Source organism: Nonomuraea fuscirosea, assembly GCF_035917475.1.
Classification (GTDB): domain Bacteria; phylum Actinomycetota; class Actinomycetes; order Streptosporangiales; family Streptosporangiaceae; genus Nonomuraea; species Nonomuraea fuscirosea.
On sequence record NZ_CP109074.1, the window covers coordinates 7,035,456 to 7,054,060 of the forward strand.

General features: G+C 72.8%; 13 protein-coding genes. 12 read left to right on the forward strand and 1 reads right to left on the reverse strand.

The annotated features are described in order from the left end of the window. The first annotated feature begins 21 nt into the window (after positions 1 to 21). Positions 22 to 1,770: a DJ-1/PfpI family protein gene (locus tag OIE67_RS32160; RefSeq protein WP_326627497.1), complete on the forward strand. Its 1,749-nt coding sequence runs from the start codon at positions 22 to 24 to the stop codon at positions 1,768 to 1,770. Between the two features lie 210 nt (positions 1,771 to 1,980). Beyond that, positions 1,981 to 3,774 carry an HAL/PAL/TAL family ammonia-lyase gene (locus OIE67_RS32165; protein WP_326627499.1) on the forward strand — a complete coding sequence of 598 codons (1,794 nt, stop codon included), beginning with the start codon at positions 1,981 to 1,983 and terminating at the stop codon, positions 3,772 to 3,774. On the opposite strand, the gene OIE67_RS32170 is transcribed toward OIE67_RS32165, so the two are convergent. After that, the gene (locus tag OIE67_RS32170) at positions 3,731 to 4,405 is read right to left on the reverse strand and encodes a TetR/AcrR family transcriptional regulator (protein ID WP_326627501.1); all 675 of its coding nucleotides are present in this window, start codon (positions 4,403 to 4,405) and stop codon (positions 3,731 to 3,733) included. The genes OIE67_RS32165 and OIE67_RS32170 overlap by 44 nt on opposite strands. A gap of 140 nt (positions 4,406 to 4,545) precedes the next feature. On the opposite strand from OIE67_RS32170, the gene OIE67_RS32175 reads away from it, so the two are divergent. The 10 genes from OIE67_RS32175 (at position 4,546) to OIE67_RS32220 (ending at position 18,601) form a co-directional block, all read left to right on the forward strand. After that, positions 4,546 to 5,739, forward strand: a complete 1,194-nt coding sequence (locus tag OIE67_RS32175) for an NAD(P)/FAD-dependent oxidoreductase (RefSeq protein WP_326627503.1) — start codon at positions 4,546 to 4,548, stop codon at positions 5,737 to 5,739. Positions 5,740 to 5,782: 43 nt separating this feature from the next. Further along, positions 5,783 to 6,994: a cytochrome P450 gene (locus OIE67_RS32180; RefSeq protein ID WP_326627505.1), complete on the forward strand. Its 1,212-nt coding sequence runs from the start codon at positions 5,783 to 5,785 to the stop codon at positions 6,992 to 6,994. Positions 6,995 to 7,022: 28 nt separating this feature from the next. Continuing rightward, complete coding sequence (locus tag OIE67_RS32185) at positions 7,023 to 7,223, forward strand: ferredoxin (RefSeq protein WP_106245718.1); 201 nt, start codon at positions 7,023 to 7,025, stop codon at positions 7,221 to 7,223. A 236-nt stretch (positions 7,224 to 7,459) separates the two neighbouring features. Next, a complete protein-coding gene (locus tag OIE67_RS32190) occupies positions 7,460 to 8,296 on the forward strand; it encodes a pectate lyase (RefSeq protein WP_326627509.1) in 837 nt (278 codons plus the stop codon). 175 nt (positions 8,297 to 8,471) lie between these two features. Continuing rightward, entirely contained in the window at positions 8,472 to 9,677 is a 1,206-nt protein-coding gene (locus tag OIE67_RS32195) for a cytochrome P450 (protein ID WP_326627511.1), read from the forward strand. A 138-nt stretch (positions 9,678 to 9,815) separates the two neighbouring features. Continuing rightward, positions 9,816 to 10,529 (forward strand): TetR family transcriptional regulator, encoded by a 714-nt coding sequence (locus OIE67_RS32200; protein ID WP_326627513.1) that lies wholly within the window; start codon positions 9,816 to 9,818, stop codon positions 10,527 to 10,529. Positions 10,530 to 10,783: 254 nt separating this feature from the next. After that, the gene (locus tag OIE67_RS32205; protein WP_326627515.1) at positions 10,784 to 12,448 is read left to right on the forward strand and encodes a glycosyltransferase family 2 protein; all 1,665 of its coding nucleotides are present in this window, start codon (positions 10,784 to 10,786) and stop codon (positions 12,446 to 12,448) included. A gap of 78 nt (positions 12,449 to 12,526) precedes the next feature. After that, entirely contained in the window at positions 12,527 to 13,270 is a 744-nt protein-coding gene (locus tag OIE67_RS32210; protein WP_326627517.1) for a YoaK family protein, read from the forward strand. Positions 13,271 to 13,394: 124 nt separating this feature from the next. After that, positions 13,395 to 16,094 carry an MGH1-like glycoside hydrolase domain-containing protein gene (locus tag OIE67_RS32215; protein ID WP_326627519.1) on the forward strand — a complete coding sequence of 900 codons (2,700 nt, stop codon included), beginning with the start codon at positions 13,395 to 13,397 and terminating at the stop codon, positions 16,092 to 16,094. A 272-nt stretch (positions 16,095 to 16,366) separates the two neighbouring features. Then, on the forward strand, positions 16,367 to 18,601 hold the full coding sequence (locus OIE67_RS32220; RefSeq protein WP_326627520.1) for a VWA domain-containing protein: 2,235 nt from the start codon (positions 16,367 to 16,369) through the stop codon (positions 18,599 to 18,601). The last annotated feature ends 4 nt before the right edge of the window (positions 18,602 to 18,605 follow it).

Sequence of the window (18,605 nt, forward strand, 5' to 3'; positions counted from 1 at the left end):
CCGTACGTCAGGAGCACGGCCATGGCCGCCCACGACCCCCAGCAAACCAGAAACCGCCCTGTAGTCCGATTCGTCGGGCACTACGTCGAGATGGTCATCGCGATGTTCGCCGGAATGCTGCTGCTTGACCCGTTATGGGGCCTGTTCCTCCCCCCGAACCCCGGGACGGATGTGGACGTCCTGGTCATGGCCGCCGACATGGTCATCGGCATGTCGATCTGGATGCGGGTGCGTCACCACGGCTGGGCCGCCGTCGCGGAGATGGGGCTGGCGATGTTCGCGCCGTTCCTGATCCTGCTCGTCCCCTACTGGTTCGGCGTGCTGGCGGGTGATGTGGTGATGTCGGCCGGCCACGTGCTCATGTTCGTCTTCATGGCGCTGGCCATGCTGCGGCGGCGGGAGGAGTACACGCGCCACACCCACCGGCTCACCATCAACCCGAAGTGGGCGAAGCGGGCGGTGGTGCTGCTGGTCGCGCTGCTCGTCCCGGGGGCGGTGGCCGCGGTGAACACGATCGGCAAGTTCGCCGACCTGTACGAGCGGCGCCCGGACACGGTGTCGGTCAAGCCCGTCCCGCGCCCGCACGACCCGGCCAAGCCCACCGTGGCCCTGCTGACCAGCAGCGAGGGCACGAACGTGGCCGACCTGCTGGGCCCGTACGAGGTGCTGGCGGGCACCGGCCGGGTGAACACGTACATCGTCGCCGCCGGCCCGGGGACGGCGCCGCTGACCGGCGGGCTGGACCTGGTGCCCGACCTGACGTTCGACCAGCTCGCGGGCGTGCTGGCCGATCACGACGACAGCCTGGACGCCGTGATGATCCCGGCGCTGCAGGACCCGCCCCCGGCCGAGCACGCCGCGATCAACGACTGGCTGCGCCGCCAGTCGGCCTCGGGCACGCTAACGGTCAGCGTCTGCAGGGGCGCACGCGCGTTCGCGGGGAGCGGGCTGCTCGACGGCAGGACGGCCACCTCGCACTGGCTCCGCCTGGCCGGGCTGCGCGCCGACTTCCCCCAGGTGAAGTGGGTGGCCGGCACGCGGTACGTGGACGACGGCAACGTGATCAGCACGGCCGGCGTGCTGTCCGGCGTCGACGGCGCCCTGCGGATCCTCGAGCGGCTGGTCGACGCGGACACCGCGCGGGCGGCGGCGGACCGGGTGCACTGGCGGTACTACTCCCCCGGCACCGCGGGCAGCATCCCCGCCTCGACGCTGGAGCCGCTGGACGCGGTCGTGGGCGTCAACTCCGCCTATCAGACCGGGCCTTCGACCATCGGCGTCCGGCTCGTGGAAGGGGTCGGGGAGCTGGAGCTGGCCTCGGCGTTCATCTCCTACACCGAGCACGCCATGGTCGCCAGGACGGTCGCGATCGGCGAGGGCGCGGTGCGGTCCCGGCACGGGCTGACGTTCGTGCCGCGCGCGGCGACCGCCGCCGGGGTCGGCCGGCTGCTGGTGCCCGGCCTGGACGCGGCGCGCCGCCAGGTCGCGGGGACGGGTGGCGAGGTGCGGCCCGAGTACCCGCACACGACGGAGGAGTTCGCGTTCGATCCGGTGGTGCGCGACATCGCCCGTACGTATGACGTGCGGACGGCGCTGTGGACGGCGAAGACGCTGGAGTACCCGGTGCTGGACCTCGACCTGCGCGGCAGCGCCTGGCCGTGGGCGGCGACCGCGGTGCCGCTGGTGCTCGCGCTGCTGGGCGCGGCGGCGGCGATCGGCGTCATCGCCCTGGTACGCCGCCTCCGCACCCGCGCGCCCAGCACCGCGTGACGCGCCCGTACGCACAGAACCGCGCGCCGCACCCGGACGCGCCTCAGAGCCGCGTGCGGCGTGCCCGTCCATATCTCTCCGAAGGGGAGGTAAGCACTCAGCCCGCCCCCGCCGAGCCGCCCCGGCCCTCCCCCTCCCCGCCGCTATAACGGAGCCGCAGCGATCGGCACCATGAGGCCCCGGAGGACCAGGATGATCAGAGTGGGACGGATGGCCACGGGAGCGGGCCTGCTCGCCGCCCTGTTCGTGCCCGGCCAGGCGACCGCCGAGCCCGACCGGCCCGCGATCCCACCGGCTCCGGTGCTGGGCCTGGCGCTGGACGGCAAGTCGTTCACTCTGCGCGACGCGTTCGCGATCCTGGACGGCCGCCCGATCCACGCCCGGCTCGCCCCGGACGTGGCGGACGTCCTGGACAGGACGCGGGCGGGCGCGCTGGCCGCCCTGGACAGCCAGCGGGTGTACGGGTGGAACCAGGCGCTCGGCCCGCTGAAGGACCGCCCGCTCTCGCTGGAGGAGGCCGAGCAGTTCCAGCGCAACGTGCTGCGCTCGCACGCGGCGGGCGTCGGCGAGCCGCTGCCGGACGACGTGGTCAGGCTGGCCCTGATCATCAAGGCGAACCAGCTGGCCAGGGGGAAGGTCGGCGTCCGGCCGGCGGTGCCCCAGCGGCTGCTGGACCTGGTCAACGCCGGGGTCGTGCCCCGGATGCCGGGGATCGGCTCGCTGGGCACCGGTGACCTGCAACCGCAGGCGGCGGCGGGGCTGGCGGCGCTCGGCGGGGAGGCGCCGGTGCGTTACCGGGGCATGGAGGGGCCGGCCTCCGCGATGCTGCCGAGGGCGGGGCTGCCGCGCGACTTCACGTTCCAGGCGGGTGAGGCGCTGCCGATCGTCAGCGGCAGCACCGTGCTGGCCGCCACGCTGATGCACGCCGTGCACCGGGCCACCGCGCTCGCCGACCAGGCGGAGGGGGCCTTCGCCCTGTTCATGGAGGCGACCAGGGCCGAGCGGGGGTCGCTGGACGCGCGTACGCACAGGGAGCGGCACATCCCCGAGGAGAACGCGGTCGCCGCGCGGCTGCGCGCGATGGTGGCGGGCTCGGGCTGGATGACGGAGGAGGGCCGCAGGCGGCTCGACCCGGCGAACTACGAGCCGCGGATCCAGGACGCCGTGTCGGTGCGGGCGGCGCCGCACATCCTGGCCGGGCTGCGCCAGGTGCTCGCCGACGCCCGCCAGGCGCTGGTGCGGGAGGCCAACTCCTCGACCTCCAACCCGCTGATCTTCCGGCGCGAGCAGGGCCGCGGGTACGAGTTCGTGATGGGCGGCAACTGGGACGGCTCCGTCATGGGTCATCTCGCCGACAGCCTGAACGCGGAGCTCACCGACGTCGGCGTCCTGTCGGAGGGGTTGTCGGGACGGCTGCTGTCGCCCAGGTGGAGCTACGGCCTGCCGGCCAACCTCGCGGGCGGGACCGTCGGGCTGAACTCCGGGATGGTGCAGGTCCAGACGGTGGCCGCCGCCCTGGTGCCGGAGATGCAGGTCAGGGCGACCCCCGCGGGCACGCTGTCGCGCCCGGTCAAGGACGGGCAGGAGGACCACAACACCATGGCCATGGCCTCGGTACGGCACCTGCACGAGAACCTCGACCGGCTGGAGATCGTCCTGGCGGTGCAGTACCTGATGGCGGCCCAGGGCATCGACCTCATCGCGGCGAAGATGGCGGGCCTGCCGCTCGGCCCCGTCACGCGGACGCTGCACGCGGAGCTCAGGAGGTACGTGCCGCCGCTGGCCGACGACCGCTATCTGACCCCTGACCTGGAGCAGGTGATCCGGCTGGTGCGCGAGCGCAGGCTGGTCCCGGTCGTCCCCCGCCCCGCGCCCACCGCCGCGACGCCCCGCCCGCGCGACGCGGACGCCCGGCTCAAGACTCCCGCGGCCCCTCGCCCGCGCGAAGGGGACGCCCGTCTCAGGGCTGCCGCGGCTCGGCGTCCAGCCGGAACAGCGCACTGAACAGCGGCCACACCAGCCGGGCCATCTCGACCGGGGTGTGGGGGCAGCCGCGCTGGAGCCAGTCGGCGGCCACCCCGATGATCGCCCCGGCCGCGAACGCCGCCGGCACGTCATGCGCGTTCTCCCCTGGCTCCCCTGGCTCCCCTGGTTCTCCTGGCTCCCCTGGTTCCCCGGCGGAGTCACCCGCACCGGCCGCGTGCACCTCGCTCAGCCGCTCGCGCACCCCCGCCGTGGCCCGCCGCCGGATGTGGTCGACGACCCGCGCGCTGCCCTGCGGCCCCAGCAACGCCCGGTAGAGCCCCGCGTGCTCGGCGAGGGCGGCGAAGAACGCCTCCAGGGACTGGGTCGCCTCCGACTCGGGATCGACGACGCCGGGCGCCGGGCTGGGCAGGGACTCGATCAGCCGGTCGATCATCGCCGTGCACGCGGCCTCGGCCAGCTCGTGCACGTCGCGGAAGTGGTCGTAGAAGGTCGAACGGCTCACGCCGGCCCGCTCGGCGACGTCGGCGACGGTGATCCTGGACAGGTCCTGCTCCTCGACCAGCTTGATCAGCGCTCGCGCCAGCGCCGCGTGGGTGCGGCGTACGCGCCGGTCGCCCGAAGGGGCTCGGTCGTCTTTCGTGATGCCCACACCGTGCACCCTACCGCCTGCCTACATGTGAAGGTTTTCCTACAGATGCAGGGTAAGGTGGGCGCGACGCGACGGAAAGGACCACTGTTGATGCGGACTTGTGCCGGCCGGGCCACCCCGCGCCACCGGAGCGAGACGGCGTGACCCCGCCCGGAAGCATCCTGATCGTGGGCGCCTCCGCCGCCGGTCTGAGCACCGCCGAGGCGCTGCGGCGGCACGGTTACGAGGGCCGCCTGACGCTGCTGGACGCCGAGCCGCACCTCCCCTACGACCGGCCGCCGCTGTCGAAGCAGGTCCTGGCCGGACTGTGGGAACCCGCCAAGGCCCGGCTCCGCTCGCCGGCGCAGCTGGAGGCGCTGGGCGCCCGGTTCGTCCGGGGCGAGCGCGCGGTCGCGCTGGACGCCGGGACGCGCTCGGTCACCACGGCCTCGGGCCGCGTGCTGAGCGCCGACGCCGTGGTGATCGCCACCGGCCTGACCTCTCGCCGGCTGCCCGGCCAGGACGGGCTGGCGGGCGTGCACACGCTGCGCGGCCTGGACGACGCGCTCACCCTGCGCACCCACCTGGCCGGCGCCAGGCGGCTCGTCGTCGTCGGCGAGGGCGTGCTCGGCGCGGAGATCGCCGCCACCGCCCGCGGCCTCGGCCTGGACGTCACGCTCGCCGGCCTCGGCCACACCCCGCTCGGCGACCAGGTCGGCGACGTGATCGGCGCCCTGCTCGGCCGCCTGCACACCGCACGCGGGGTCCGGCTCCGGCTCGGTGCCGCCGTCGAGTCGCTGAGCGGCGAGAACGGCCGGGTCACCGAGGTACGGCTGACCACCGGCGACCTGCTGCCCGCCGACGCGGTGGTGGTGGCCGTCGGCTCCCGCCCGGCGACCGGCTGGCTGGCCGGAGGCGGGCTGAGGCTGGGCGACGGGGTGGAGTGCGACACGCGCTGCCGCGCCGCCGAGGGTGTCTACGCCGTGGGCGACGTGGCCGCGTTCGAGCACGAGGGGCTGGGCCGGCGGCTGCGGCTGGAGAACCGCACCAACGCCACCGAGCAGGCCCAGGTGGTGGCGGCCAACGTGCTCGGCGCCGACCGCCCGTACACGCCGATCCCCTACTTCTGGACCGACCAGTACGACGTCAAGCTGCAGATGCACGGGCTGCCCTCCCCGGACGCCGAGCTGAGCGTGACCGAGGGCGACCCCGAGCAGGGGCGCTTCGCGGCCGTCTACCGCGAGGACGGCGAGATCACCGGCGTGCTGGGCTGGAACATGCCCAAGCAAGCCCGCGTCCTGCGGCAGCGCTCGCTCGGCGCTTGGCAGCGCTCCCAGCCCCTCTCATCCGCATGAGAAGCCACCAGCCGATCAACCGTCGCACACGAGGAGATGCCTGATGAGTATCGACGAGCAGGTCCTGAACTACCCGATCCCGGCCGCCGCGCCGCTCGACCCGCCCGCGGAGTGGGCGGAGCTGCGCGGTGAATGCCCGGTGGCGCACGTCAGGCTGCCGAGCGGCGACCAGGCCACGCTGCTGACCCGGTACGACGACGTCAAGCAGGTGCTCGCCGACCCGCGGCTGACCCGCCAGCTGAGCGCCCCCGACGCGGCCAGGCTGTCGGCCGACGGCGGCGGGGTGTTCGACAGCGAGGTGTCGCAGATCATCCCCGACTCCGGTGAGGATCATCTGCGCTGGCGGCGCCTGGTCGGCAGGTGGTTCACCGCCAAGCGCATGGCGGCGCTGCGGCCGCAGATGGCGCGGATCGCCGACGAGCTCATCGACGAGATGGTCGAGCGCGGCGCTCCCGGCGACCTGCGGGCCGGGCTCGGGTTCCCGCTGCCGGTGTACGTCATCTGCGACATGCTCGGCGTGCCGGCCGAGGACCGGGACCGCTTCTCGTACTGGTCCGACACCCTGCTCAATCTCACCCGCTACAGCCGGGAGGAGATCGAGGCCGCGCAGACGGAGTTCTTCGCCTACATGTCCGGCCACGTCTCGGCCAAGCGCGACCAGCCGGGCGACGACCTGCTCAGCGAGCTGATCGCGGCCGGCGGCCCCGACGAGGGCGGCCTGTCCGACCTGCAGATCCTGGTCACCGGCATGGCGCTGCTCGTCGCCGGGCACGAGACCACCGCCAACATGATCGGCAAGATGGTCTCCATGCTGCTGGCCGACCGCGGCCGCTGGGAGGCGCTGCTGGCCGATCCGGCGCTGATCCGCACCGCGGTGGAGGAGACGCTGCGCCTGGACGCCAACTCCGGCTTCGGCCTGCCGCGCTACCTGCCCGTCGAGACCGAGGTCGGCGGCACGGTCCTGCCCAAGGGCACGACCGTCATCTGCAGCATGGCCGCGGCCAACCGCGACGAGAGCGCCTTCGAGGCCGCCGCCGAGATGGACCTGACCCGCAGCCCGAACCCGCATCTGTCCTTCGGCTCGGGGTCGCACTCCTGCCTGGGGCAGTCGCTGGCGCGTACCGAGCTGCAGGTCGTGCTGGAGGTGCTGCTGCGCAGGCTGCCGGGCCTGGAGCTGGCCGTGCCCGTGGCGGAGCTGGAGCGGGTGGAGGGGCTCGCCGTCGGCGGCCTGCGCACGGTCCCCGTCCGCTGGTGAATCCGATCGATCAGAAGGGAGTTCCCGCATGAAAGTCACCGTCGACGAGGACAAGTGCTGCGGCGCCGGTCAGTGCGTGCTGCTCGCGCCCGAGGTGTTCGACCAGCGCGAGGAGGACGGCATCGTGCTGCTGCTCGACGCCGAGCCGGGGCCGGACCAGCACGCCCTGGTCCGCGAGGCGGCCGCCGTCTGCCCCGCCGCCGCCATCGAGGTGACCGAGGACGCCTGAGGCCCGCGGATCGGTCCGGTGTCCTGGGGCGGCGCCGGACCGTCCCGACCTGAAAGTTTCACTCGCGTAAATACCGGGTGTCATGCCCTGACCGGGCCTGACGCCCGTTCCTCAGGTACGGCCCCGCGGCCGTTCGTTGACGCCCGGAAAGCGCTTTCCTACCCTCACAGGAGTTCTCCACCGGCCCGCCCCTCGCGCACCCGCGTGCGCGAGGGCCCGCACACAAGGAGTCGAATGTGAGCAGGACGATCCTGACCCGGATGGCGGCGGCGCTCGTCGCCGCGCTGGCCGTCGCCGGCGGCGTCGGCAGCGGCCCCGTCGCCGGCGCCGCCTCGGGTCCGAACGCGGCCAGCACCTCGGGCACAAGCGCGACCACCACCACCGCCGCCGCCTGGCCGACGCCGAGCGGCCAGAAGGCGGTCGGCGCCACGATCAACGTCTCGGGCACGCTCGACGGCCGGATGGTCCGCCACTACGGCACCGGCGACCTCGGCAGCGGCGGCCAGGACGAGGGCCAGGACCCGATCTTCAAGCTGGCGAACGGGGCCGTGCTGAAGAACGTCATCCTCGGCTCCCCCGCCGCCGACGGCATCCACTGCTCCGGCACCTGCACCCTGCAGAACGTCTGGTGGGAGGACGTCGGCGAGGACGCGGCCACGTTCAAGGGGACGTCGTCGTCGCAGACGATGACCATCGACGGCGGCGGCGCCCGCTCGGCCAGCGACAAGGTCTTCCAGCACAACGGCCCGGGCACCATGTACATCAGGAACTTCGAGGTGAGCAACTTCGGCAAGCTCTACCGCTCGTGCGGCAACTGCTCCACCCAGCACAAGCGCAACGTCGTCATCTCGAACGTGACGATCACCGCCCCGGGCAAGTCGCTCGCCGGGATCAACACCAACTACGGCGACACCGCGCGCTTCTCGGGCGTCACCATCGCCGGCGACTCCAGCAGGAAGATCGTGGTCTGCGAGAAGTACCGGGGCGTGACCAGCGGCGAGCCCAGCAAGATCGGCTCCGGCGCCGACGGCGTCAACTGTCTCTACTCCAGCTCGGACATCAGCTACCGCTGACCCCGCGAGGGCGATGCCCCCAGGGCCGTGAGCACGACCACGCTCACGGCCCTTCCGCATCCGAAGGGGCACGACACGACTTTGAGTCGCTTGACTTAAAGTGATCGTCGTGACTTAGATGGCATCGAGCCGGTGTCCATCAGGCGTCGGCCGCCATCCGACAGGGGGAAAGACCGTGACCGGAGCGCCCGAATACCCCTTCCGTAATCCCACCGCGCTGGAGCCGCCGCCTGAGTGGGCCGAGTTGCGGCAGGGCTGTCCGGTGGCGCCGATCCGGCTGGCCAGTGGTGACGAGGCGCTGCTGCTGACCCGGTACGACGACGTCAGGCAGGTTCTGTCCGATCCGCGTTTCACCCGGCGGCTCGACGCCGAGGACGCGGCGCGGGTCACCGCGAACGAGTCCGGCGGCGTGTTCGGGGGCGCCCTCAGCGGCGCGAGCACCATGAGCGGTGAGAACCACCGGGCCTGGCGGCAGCTGGTCGGCAGGGCGTTCACCGCCAAGCGGGTGACCGCGATGCAGCCCAGGATCCAGGCCATGACCGAGCGGCTCGTGGATCGGATGGTCGCGGAGGGGCAGCCGGCCGACCTGGTGTCCTCCGTCGGGTTCCCGCTGCCGGTGTGGGCGATCTGCGACCTGCTGGGGGTGCCCGACTCCGACCGGGACCGGTTCGCGTACTGGTCGGACACCATGCTGAGCATGACCAGGTTCACCCAGGAGGAGATCGACGCCGCGCAGGCCGAGTTCGACGCGTACCTGATGGCGCTGGTCGAGGCGAAGCGGGCCGAGCCGGGCGACGACCTGATCAGCGAGCTGCTCGCGATGGTCGAGGGGCTGGACGGGCGGCTGACCGAGCAGCTGCTGATGGGCACGGCCAAGGGGCTGCTGGTCGCCGGGCACGAGACCACCGCCAACATGATCGGCAAGATGATGTCGATGCTGCTCGCCGATCCGGCCCGCTGGCAGGCGCTGCTGGCCGACCGCGGGCTGATCCGGCCGGCGGTGGAGGAGTCGCTGCGCTTCGACGCGAACCCCGGCTTCGGCATGCCGCGCTACCTCAGTGAGGAGGTGGAGGTGGGCGGCGAACGGCTGCCAGGGGGCACCACCGTGATCTGCAGCATGGCCGCGGCCAACCGGGACGAGCGGCAGTTCGAGCGGGCCGCCGAGATGCGGCTGGACCGCTCGCCCAACCCGCACGTGGCCTTCGGGGTCGGCCCGCACTCCTGCCTCGGTCAGGCGCTGGCCCGCACCGAGCTGCAGACCGTGCTGAAGGTCCTGCTCGATCGGCTGCCCACGCTGGAGCCGGCCGTCCCCGCCGCCGCGTTGCGGCGCCGCGAGGGCCTGATCGTGGGAGGGTTGGAAGAGGTCCAGGTCCGATGGTGATACGTCGTGGGAGCCGGGTGAGCATCGTGGGGCGCGGCAGCCGGCCGGCGCGTGCGTGTACGGTCGTGCGCACGATGTGCGGAGGACGTGCGGCGGATGCGCGGCGGATCGCGTGAGTGCGGGGAGCGGAGGCCGGTGGTGAGCGTGGCCGGGAGGGGCGAGCGGGCGCAGGAGACGCGGGGGGCCATCCTGGACGCCGCCGAACGGCTGTTCGCCGAGCACGGGGTCGGCGACGTGTCCAACCGGCAGATCGCCCAGGCGGCCGGGCAGGCGAACAACTTCGCCGTCGGCTACCACTTCGGCACCAAGCCCGACCTCGTCCGCGCGATCGTGCGCCGCTACACCACGGAGACGGAGGGACGGCGCCTGCGGATGCTGGCGGCCATCGACTCCTCCGGCGGCTCCGGCGGCCGCGGTGGCCTCGGCGGTCCTGGCGGCCCCGGCGGTCCTGGGGGATCCGACGACCTGCGCGCGTGGATCTCGTGCCTGGTGCGCCCGGCCACCGGTCACCTCGACGCACTGGGCGTGCCGTGCTGGCGGGCCCGGTGCCTGGCGCAGTTCGACACCGTTCCCACCCTGCGCCGGATCGTCATCGACGAGTCCGTGGCCACGCCCTCGATGCGGCGGACGCTGGAGGGCATGTTCCGCCTGCTGCCCGACCTGCCGGAGGAGGTGCACCGCGAACGCAGTGACATGAGCCGCCTGCTCGTCGTGCACACGCTGGCCGAGCGCGAACGGGCGCTGCACGAGGGCGGCGGCACGGCGCGGACGAGCTGGGAGGCCACCGCCACCGGGCTCGTCGACGCCCTGGCCGGTCTGTGGCCGGCCCCGGTGACGACGGAAGCGGGCTGAAGGGCCGGCGCGTCCCGTCGTGCCCGCGACACCGGGCGTCGGATGGCGGCCCTCCAGGCGGGTGCCGGACGGGCGGCAGGCGTCGGGAGGAAGTCAGTGCGCGGTGGACACCTGGCCATTTCCTGCGTGAATTCTGACAGGTCTGACGTGGGACAATACTTGCGCACCGCCTTACAAGTCGGCTCTTTTCCCAGTTATGTGCTTTAAAGTAGGGCGCCGTCCGTCCGGGCCGATCAAAAGGAGCTTCTGCGCGCATGTCCGTCACTCCTCTCGACAAGGCCGGCGGGGGCGACGTCCGGCGGGTGCGAGGCAACGACTACCGGGTGCTCCAGCCGCCCGAGCACTTCACCCCCGAGCTCCGGGTGAGCGTGATCATCCCCGCCTACGGCGCCCAGGAGAAGCTGGACCTGGTGCTGCAGGGGCTGGGGCGGCAGACGTACCCGGCGGAGCTGACCGAGATCATCGTCGTGGACAACGGCAGCTCGCCCCCGCTGCGGCTGCCGGAGGGCACGGCGGCCCGGCTGATCGTCTGCGACCTGCCCGGCCGGGCCAACGCGCGCAACGCCGGGCTGGCCGAGGCCACCGGCGACGTCATCCACTGGCTCGACTCCGACGTGGTGCTCACGCCCGGCGCCGTCGAGGCGCACATGCGCTGGCACCACGCCGCCCCCTACCTCTCCGTCACCGGCTACATCCGCTTCACCTCCGCGCCGCTGCCCGCCGAGCTGCCCGAGGACCTGGAGGCGGCGTTCGAGCCTGCGGAGCCGCACGCGTGGCTGGTCGGGCTGGTCGAGCGGACCAATGGTCTCGTCGGCCACACGGCCCGGCCGTTCAGCCTGCACGTCGGCGGGGCCACCTCGGTCGGCCGCCGCCTCGTCGAAGCCGCCGGCCCCATGGACGACGAGCTGATCCTCGGCCAGGACACCGAGATGGGCTACCGCCTCGCGCAGGCGGGGGCGGTGTTCATCCCGGAACCGCGGGCACGCGCGTACCACCTCGGCCCGACCATGCGCATGCGCGAGCAGCAGCGCATCGACCGAGTCAGCCACGCCTTCGTCGCCGACCGCATCCCGGCCTACCAGTGGCTGCGCACGCATCCGGCGCGGCAGTGGAAGGTGCCGTACGTGACCGCGGTGGTGGACGGCACGGCCGGGTACGAGGCCGTGCGCGCCAGCGTGGACGCCCTGCTCGCCGCCACGGTCGCGGACCTGTCCGTGGTCGTCGTCGGCCCCTGGGACACCCTCGACCGCGACCGGCGCGCCCCGCTCAAGGACCCGAACCTGGACCTGGTCCTGGTGCACGGCCACTACGAGCACGAGAGCCGGGTACGCCTGGCGACCGCCGAGGAGGTGGACCCGTCCACGCCCTTCGTGCTGCGCCTGCCCGCCGGATGGGCGCCCGGCGAGGACAGCCTGGCCCGGCTGCTGGCGCTGGCCCGCAACGAGGCGCTCGGCCTGGTCGAGGTGCTGCTGCGGGAGTCGGCGGAAGGGGTCGTCTCGGCCCGGCTCGAACGCGTGTCCTCCTTCGCCCGCGCCCGGCTGGTCGCCCGGCCCGGTGAGTCCCTCGACGACGTCGTGGACGAGGTCTCGGGCGTGCGTTGGGTGGACGCGGAGACGTACGACTTCAGCGACGAGCCTGGTGAGCTGGTGGGGCGGCGCTCGGCGTACAAGGCCAGGGTGCAGGCCGAGACCGAGGCGGCCCGGCTGGCCAAGGAGGCCGAGCGGCTGCGCGCCCAGGTGGCCAAGTGGCGGGAGGAGGCGGCGCGCTGGCGCAAGAGCACGGTGGAGCTGCGCAGGGAGGTCGGCACGCTGCGCCGCGAACTCCACGCCGCCCAGCGCGGCCAGCAGGCGCGGCGCGGCATGCGCGCGATCCTGGCCGGCCGGATGAAACGCGCCCTCGGCCGCAGAACCCGCAACTGACCCCATCGCCTCGGGTGATCCCGGGGCTGGTCAGCGCGCCTTCGGGAGGTGGCGGGGCGGGCGGCGGAGCATGGGGGGATGCTGCACGGCAACCGGGTGTCCGTCCTGAGCCTGGCGCTGACCTCGGGGGCGGTCGACGCCTTCACCTTCCTCGCCCTGGGCCAGGTCTTCACCTCGAACATGACCGGCAATCTGGTCCTGCTCGGCGTCTCGGCGGGCCACGGCCGGCTGGCCGACGCGGTCGGCTCGGTGGTGGCGCTGATCGCCTTCACCTGCGGTCTGGGCGCCGCCTTCCGCTTCCTCGGCCGGCTCACCGGCTGGTCGGCCCGCATCAGGGTGGCCGTCGGCGTCGAGCTGGTGCTGCTGGCCGGCCTGGCCGCCGTCTGGGCGCTGGCCCAGATCCCTGGGTCCGTGCTGGCGCAGGCCATGAACCCGGCGCCGGCGGACGGCTCGCGGCCGACGATGCAGGACGCGGGTCAGGCGGTGGCCGAAGGGGTGCGGCTGGCGATGATCGCCGCGGCCGCGGTCGCCATGGGCGTCCAGAGCGCGGTGACGCATCGGCTGCACACGTTCGTGGGGTCGACGACGTTCATCACCGGTGCGCTGACCAGCTCGCTCTTCCGCCACCTCACGCCCGGCACCGGCGAGCCGCACCTGGCCGGGCTGATCGCCGTGCTGCTCGCCCTGGCCGGCGGGGCCGCCGTCACGACGATCTGCGTGTGGCTGCTGCCCGCCGCCGCTCCCGTGATCGCGCTCGCGGGCGTGGCCACCGCCCTGGTCTCCAGCGCCTTCGTCCGGCCGCCGCCCGCACCCCCGCCATGAGCCCGTCCGGCATGAGCGCTCCCGGCCGTCAGGGAGACCGGCCGTGAGCGTGCGCGGCGGGGCACACCGGGACCTCACCTTCCGGGGATGAGGCGGGGATTCGTACGAGGAGGATGCTGCGAGGATGGATGCCGAACGGATTCGACTGGCGCGGTCGGCCGCTCCGGACGCGCCCTGGCGCCGATGGGGCCCCTACCTGAGCGAACGCCAATGGGGCACGGTCCGCGAGGACTACAGCCCGGACGGCGACGCATGGAACTCCTTCCCGCACGACCACGCCCGCTCCCGCGCCTACCGCTGGGGTGAGGACGGTCTCGGCGGCGTCAGCGACGACAAGCAGCGGCTCTGCCTGTCGATGGCGCTGTGGAACGGCAGGGACCCGATCCTCAAGGAGCGGCCGTTCGGGCTGACGAACGGCGAAGGCAACCACGGCGAGGACGTGAAGGAGTACTACTTCCACCTCGACAGCACGCCCACGCACTCCTACCTGCGTTACCTCTACAAATACCCGCAGGCGGCCTTCCCCTACGACGACCTCGTGCGGACCGGCGCGGCCAGGGACCGGCGCTCCTTCGAGTACGAGCTGCTCGACACGGGCGTCTTCGCGGGCGACCGCTACTTCGACGTGTTCGTCGAGTACGCCAAGGCCGACCCGGACGACCTGCTCATGCTCGTCACCGTGGCCAACCGGGGTCCGGAGGAGGCGGTGCTGCACGTCCTGCCGACGCTGTGGTTCCGCAACACCTGGTCGTGGGGGCAGGGCGCGGACCGGCCTGTCATGCGGGCCGCCGGGCCGGGCGTGATCAGGGCCGAGCATCAGGAGCTGGGCGCGTACCGGCTGCACTGCTCGGCCGGCGTCCCGCTGCTGTTCACCGAGAACGAGACGAACCACGAGCGCCTGCACGGGAGCCGCAACGCCACCCCGTACGTCAAGGACGGCATCGGCCGGCACGTGGTGGGCGGGGAGGCCGCGGCGGTCAACCCGGAGCTCACCGGGACGAAGGCCGCCGCGCACCACACGCTGGCCGTCCCCGCCGGCGGCGAGGCGACCGTCCGCGTCCGCCTCACCAAGGAGCACGCGCACGACGCGGAAGGCGTACGGGATCCGCTCGGCACGGCGGACGTGGGAGACCCGCTCGGCGCCGGCTTCGACGCGGTGATGAGCGCGCGGCGGGCGGAGGCCGACGCCTTCTACGCCGGGCTGACCTCGGACACGATGGGCCAGGACGAGGCGCTCGTGCTCCGGCGGGCGCTGTCGGGCCTGCTGTGGAGCAAGCAGTACTACCAGTTCGACGTGGAGACCTGGCTGGCCGAGCACGGCGCCGACCCGTGGACCCGGACCGGGCAGCGCAACCACGCCTGGTACGACCTCGACGCCGACGACATCCTGCTCATGCCGGACACGTGGGAGTATCCCTGGTTCGCCGCCTGGGACCTGGCCTTCCACGCGGTCGCGCTGGCCATGGTGGATCCCGAGCTGGCCAAGCACCAGATCGAGGTGCTGCTCGGCGAGCGGTACCTGCATCCCAACGGCCAGGTGCCGGCGTACGAGTGGGCGTTCGGCGACGTCAACCCGCCCGTGCAGGCGTGGGCCGCCCGCTTCATCGACAGCATGGACCGCGGGCTCGACGGCGCCGGCGACCTGGATTTCATCGAGCGGGTGTTCCAGAAGCTGCTGGTCAATTTCACCTGGTGGGTCAACCGCAAGGACCCGGACGGCCGCAACGTGTTCCAGGGCGGGTTCCTCGGCCTGGACAACATCGGCGTGTTCGACCGCAGCGCGGCGCTGCCGACGGGCGGGACGCTCGACCAGGCCGACGGCACGGCGTGGATGGCGTTCTACACGCAGACGATGTTGCAGATGGCCGCGGAGTTGTCGGACCGCTCGCCCGCGTACGAGGATCTGGCCGTGCGCTTCGCCACGCACTTCCTGCGCATCTCCGCCTCGACCGACCGGATCGGCGAGGTGAAGGAGGAGATGTGGGACGAGGCGGACGGGTTCTTCTACGACGTGCTGCGCCTGCCCGGCGGCGAGGCGGTCAGGCTCAAGGTGCGGTCGCTGGTGGGGCTGCTGCCGCTCTGCGCGACGACGGTGTTCACGCCGCGCCCGGACGAGAGCGACGCCCGCCTCTACCACCGGGTCAGGGAGTTCGCCCGCCGCCATCCCGACCTGGCCGCGGGCATGTCGGCGGCCGACCGGCCCGGCGTCGGCGGCCGGCGCATGCTCTCGCTGCTGGACGAGCGGAAGCTGCGGCGGGTGCTGGCGCGCATGCTCGACGAGGAGGAGTTCCTGAGCCCGTACGGGATCCGCTCGTTGTCGCGGCACCACGCCGCGCACCCGTACACGTTCCACGTGGACGGCCGCGAGTACCGGGTGGAGTATCTGCCGGCCGAGTCGGACAGCGGCATGTTCGGCGGCAACTCCAACTGGCGCGGGCCGGTGTGGTTCCCGGTCAACGTCCTCGTCATCCGGGCGTTGCAGCACCTGTACGCCTTCTACGGCGACGACTTCACGGTGGAGTGCCCGACGGGCTCGGGCCACCGGATGACCCTCCACCAGGTGGGCGAGGAGATCTCCGCCCGCCTGGTCCGGATCTTCCTGCGGGACGCGGGCGGGCGGCGGCCGGTGTACGGAGGGCAGCGGACGTTCCAGGAGGATCCGCACTGGCGGGATCTGATCCAGTTCCACGAGTACTTCCACGGTGACGACGGCGCCGGCCTGGGGGCGGCGCACCAGACGGGGTGGACCGCGCTCGTGGCCGTCCTGCTGGTCATGAAGGACCGGCTCTCCGCCGCCGACTTCCGTCCGGACGACCTCGCCTGACCAAGACCGATCGGATTTACCGCCGGATTTACAGCAATCGGGAATATCGCCATAAATCCGGATAAGTCAGGTGACTGGCGACGACCCGTATACCCGCCCGCCACTCCGGTCCCCGCACCGCCTCGCCTCCCTTTAAGATCCTGTTGACCCTTGCATGAAGATTGACTTTCGGACATCCTCAAACGGATGGAATACACGTCCACAACCCCGGCAGAAACTTCTCGGCGCCGCTCTCCGTTCAGCGGATAAGAAAACGGAACCTGTGAGGAAATGTGCGCGTCACTCCATCCCTCAGATCCCTCCGCACGCTGACCGCTGCTCTGACCGCCGCCGTCACCGCCGCCCTGGCGCCGGTCCCGGCGGCGGCGCAGGCCGCGCCGCCCGCCGACGACGTCAAGCCCGTCCGGGTCGTGATCCTGGTCGACGAGTCGGGCAGCCTGTCGGGCGCCGACGTCGCGCGTGAGCGCGCCGCCGCCCAGCTCATCGCCCTCAGCGAGCTTTCGCCGCGCTCGCAGGTGTCCGTGGTGGGCTTCGGCAGCTCCAACGGCCGGGGGCAGTCCGCCGTCGACATCGTGTGCCCGCTGACCGGGGTGGAGACCGCCCAGGACCGCGAGTCGCTGAGCCGGTGCGTGGAGCAATTACGCCGCAGGGAGAGCGGCGACGGCAACGACACCGACCACGCCGCCGCCCTCGACCAGGCGCTGAACATCATGAACGAGCCCGACGACCAGCAGCGCTCGAAGATCGTGTTCCTGCTGACCGACGGCGTGCTCGACGTCGCCGGCAGCCCTCAGTACGGCGCCGACGCCGAATCCCGCAACCGCAACGCCCAGAAGCAGATCGACAGCGGCCTCAAGGACGCCGAGCGGGCGAAGGTGCAGATCTGGCCGCTGGGCTTCGGCTCGGCCGACAAGTCCAGCCTCGACGCCTTCGCCGCGGGCGGCTGGCGGGAGCCGTGCGGCGGCCAGGAGTCGGCCACGCCGCGGGCCCGGGTGGTCGCCGACTCGAAGGACGTCGAGCGTTCGCTGCTGGAGGCGTTCGCCTACGCCAGGTGCGCGGGCATCGGCGACTCGGTGACCGACTCACTCGACTCGGGCGCCACCGTCGACCTCCACGTCACCATCCCGATCATCGCGACCGACGGCTCGATCGTGGTGGTCAAGCGCGACCGGCGGATTCAGGTCACCTACTTCGACCCCGAGGGCACCCAGGTGCCCAAGCAGGGCGAGCAGAACGAGTCGACCTTCCAGGCCGCGGGCGAGGCCGGCCCGGTCGAGTCGCTGCGCATCCGCAACCCGGTGCCCGGCCAGTGGCGCATCCAGCTGAAGTCGCCGCCGGGCGTCGACCGCCAGGACGTCAGCGCGACCGTCGTGTGGCAGGGCGCGCTGCGTGCCTCGATCTCGCTGAGCAACCCGCGGCCGCGTCCTGGCGAGCAGGTGACCGTGCGGCTGCGGCTGCAGACCAGGACGGGCACGATCTCCGACCCGGCGGCGCTCGCGGGCCTGCGCTTCACCGCCGGGCTCACCGGCGAGGGCTTCCAGGAGACGCCGATCGCGCTCGGCGACACGGGCGACGGCGCCGACCGGGCCAAGGACGACGGCGAGTTCTCCGGCCGGGTCGCCGTCCCGGCAACGGCCACCGGCACGCTGTCCTTCCTGGGCAAGGTGACCGGGCCGGGCGTGGCGGGCGACGAGCGTCCTTACGAGACCCGGATCGCCGGGCCGGCCGACCGGCTGCGCGGCCAGGTGCGGCTCGAAGCGGCCGTCGTCGAGCCGGGCGGCGAGGTCTCCGGCACCGTCGGCGTCACCAACGACGGCGAGCCCGCGCGGCTCGGCCTGCGGCTGCTCGACACCCCCGGCACCGTGAGCCTGTCGGCCCAGGAGCTCCAGGCGCCCGCGGGCACCTCCGAGCACGCCTTCACCCTCCGGGTCGGCTCTGAGGCGGCCGAGGGGCAGGTCGGCGGCCAGGTGCAGGTGGTGGACGCGGCCGGGCAGGTGGTCGCGGAGGACTTCGTGAAGGTCGAGGTCCAGCGGCCCACGCCGATGTGGCTGCGGGCGCTCCAGGCGCTGCTCATCCTCCTCGTCGTGGTGGCCGCCGGGCTGCTGTTCCTGATGATCAGGCGGCGCCGGCGGCAGCGGGCCGCCGACCCGAGCGAGCTGACGCTGTACCTGTTCGACCGTCCGGGCGAGCCGCACATCAGCCGGCTGCAGGCGCCGCTCGGCTCGGGCCCCGAGTTCGGCTTCGACGTCACCGACAGGCGGCTGGTGCACACGTACGGCACCGGCTACTCCGTGCGCCGGGGGGAGGGCAGGTCGGTGCTGGTGACCGACCCTTCGGGGCGGCGGCTCGACCCGCTCATCCCCGGCCGGCCGATCGCCCTGACCGACCACCTCTACCTGGGCGTGGACGACGGCCGGGCCAAGGGCGGCGAGCAACCCGCGTACGGGCCGGCCGAGCCGCAGCCGAGCAGGACCCACAGACCGATGCCAGGCGACGACCTGTTGTGAGGGG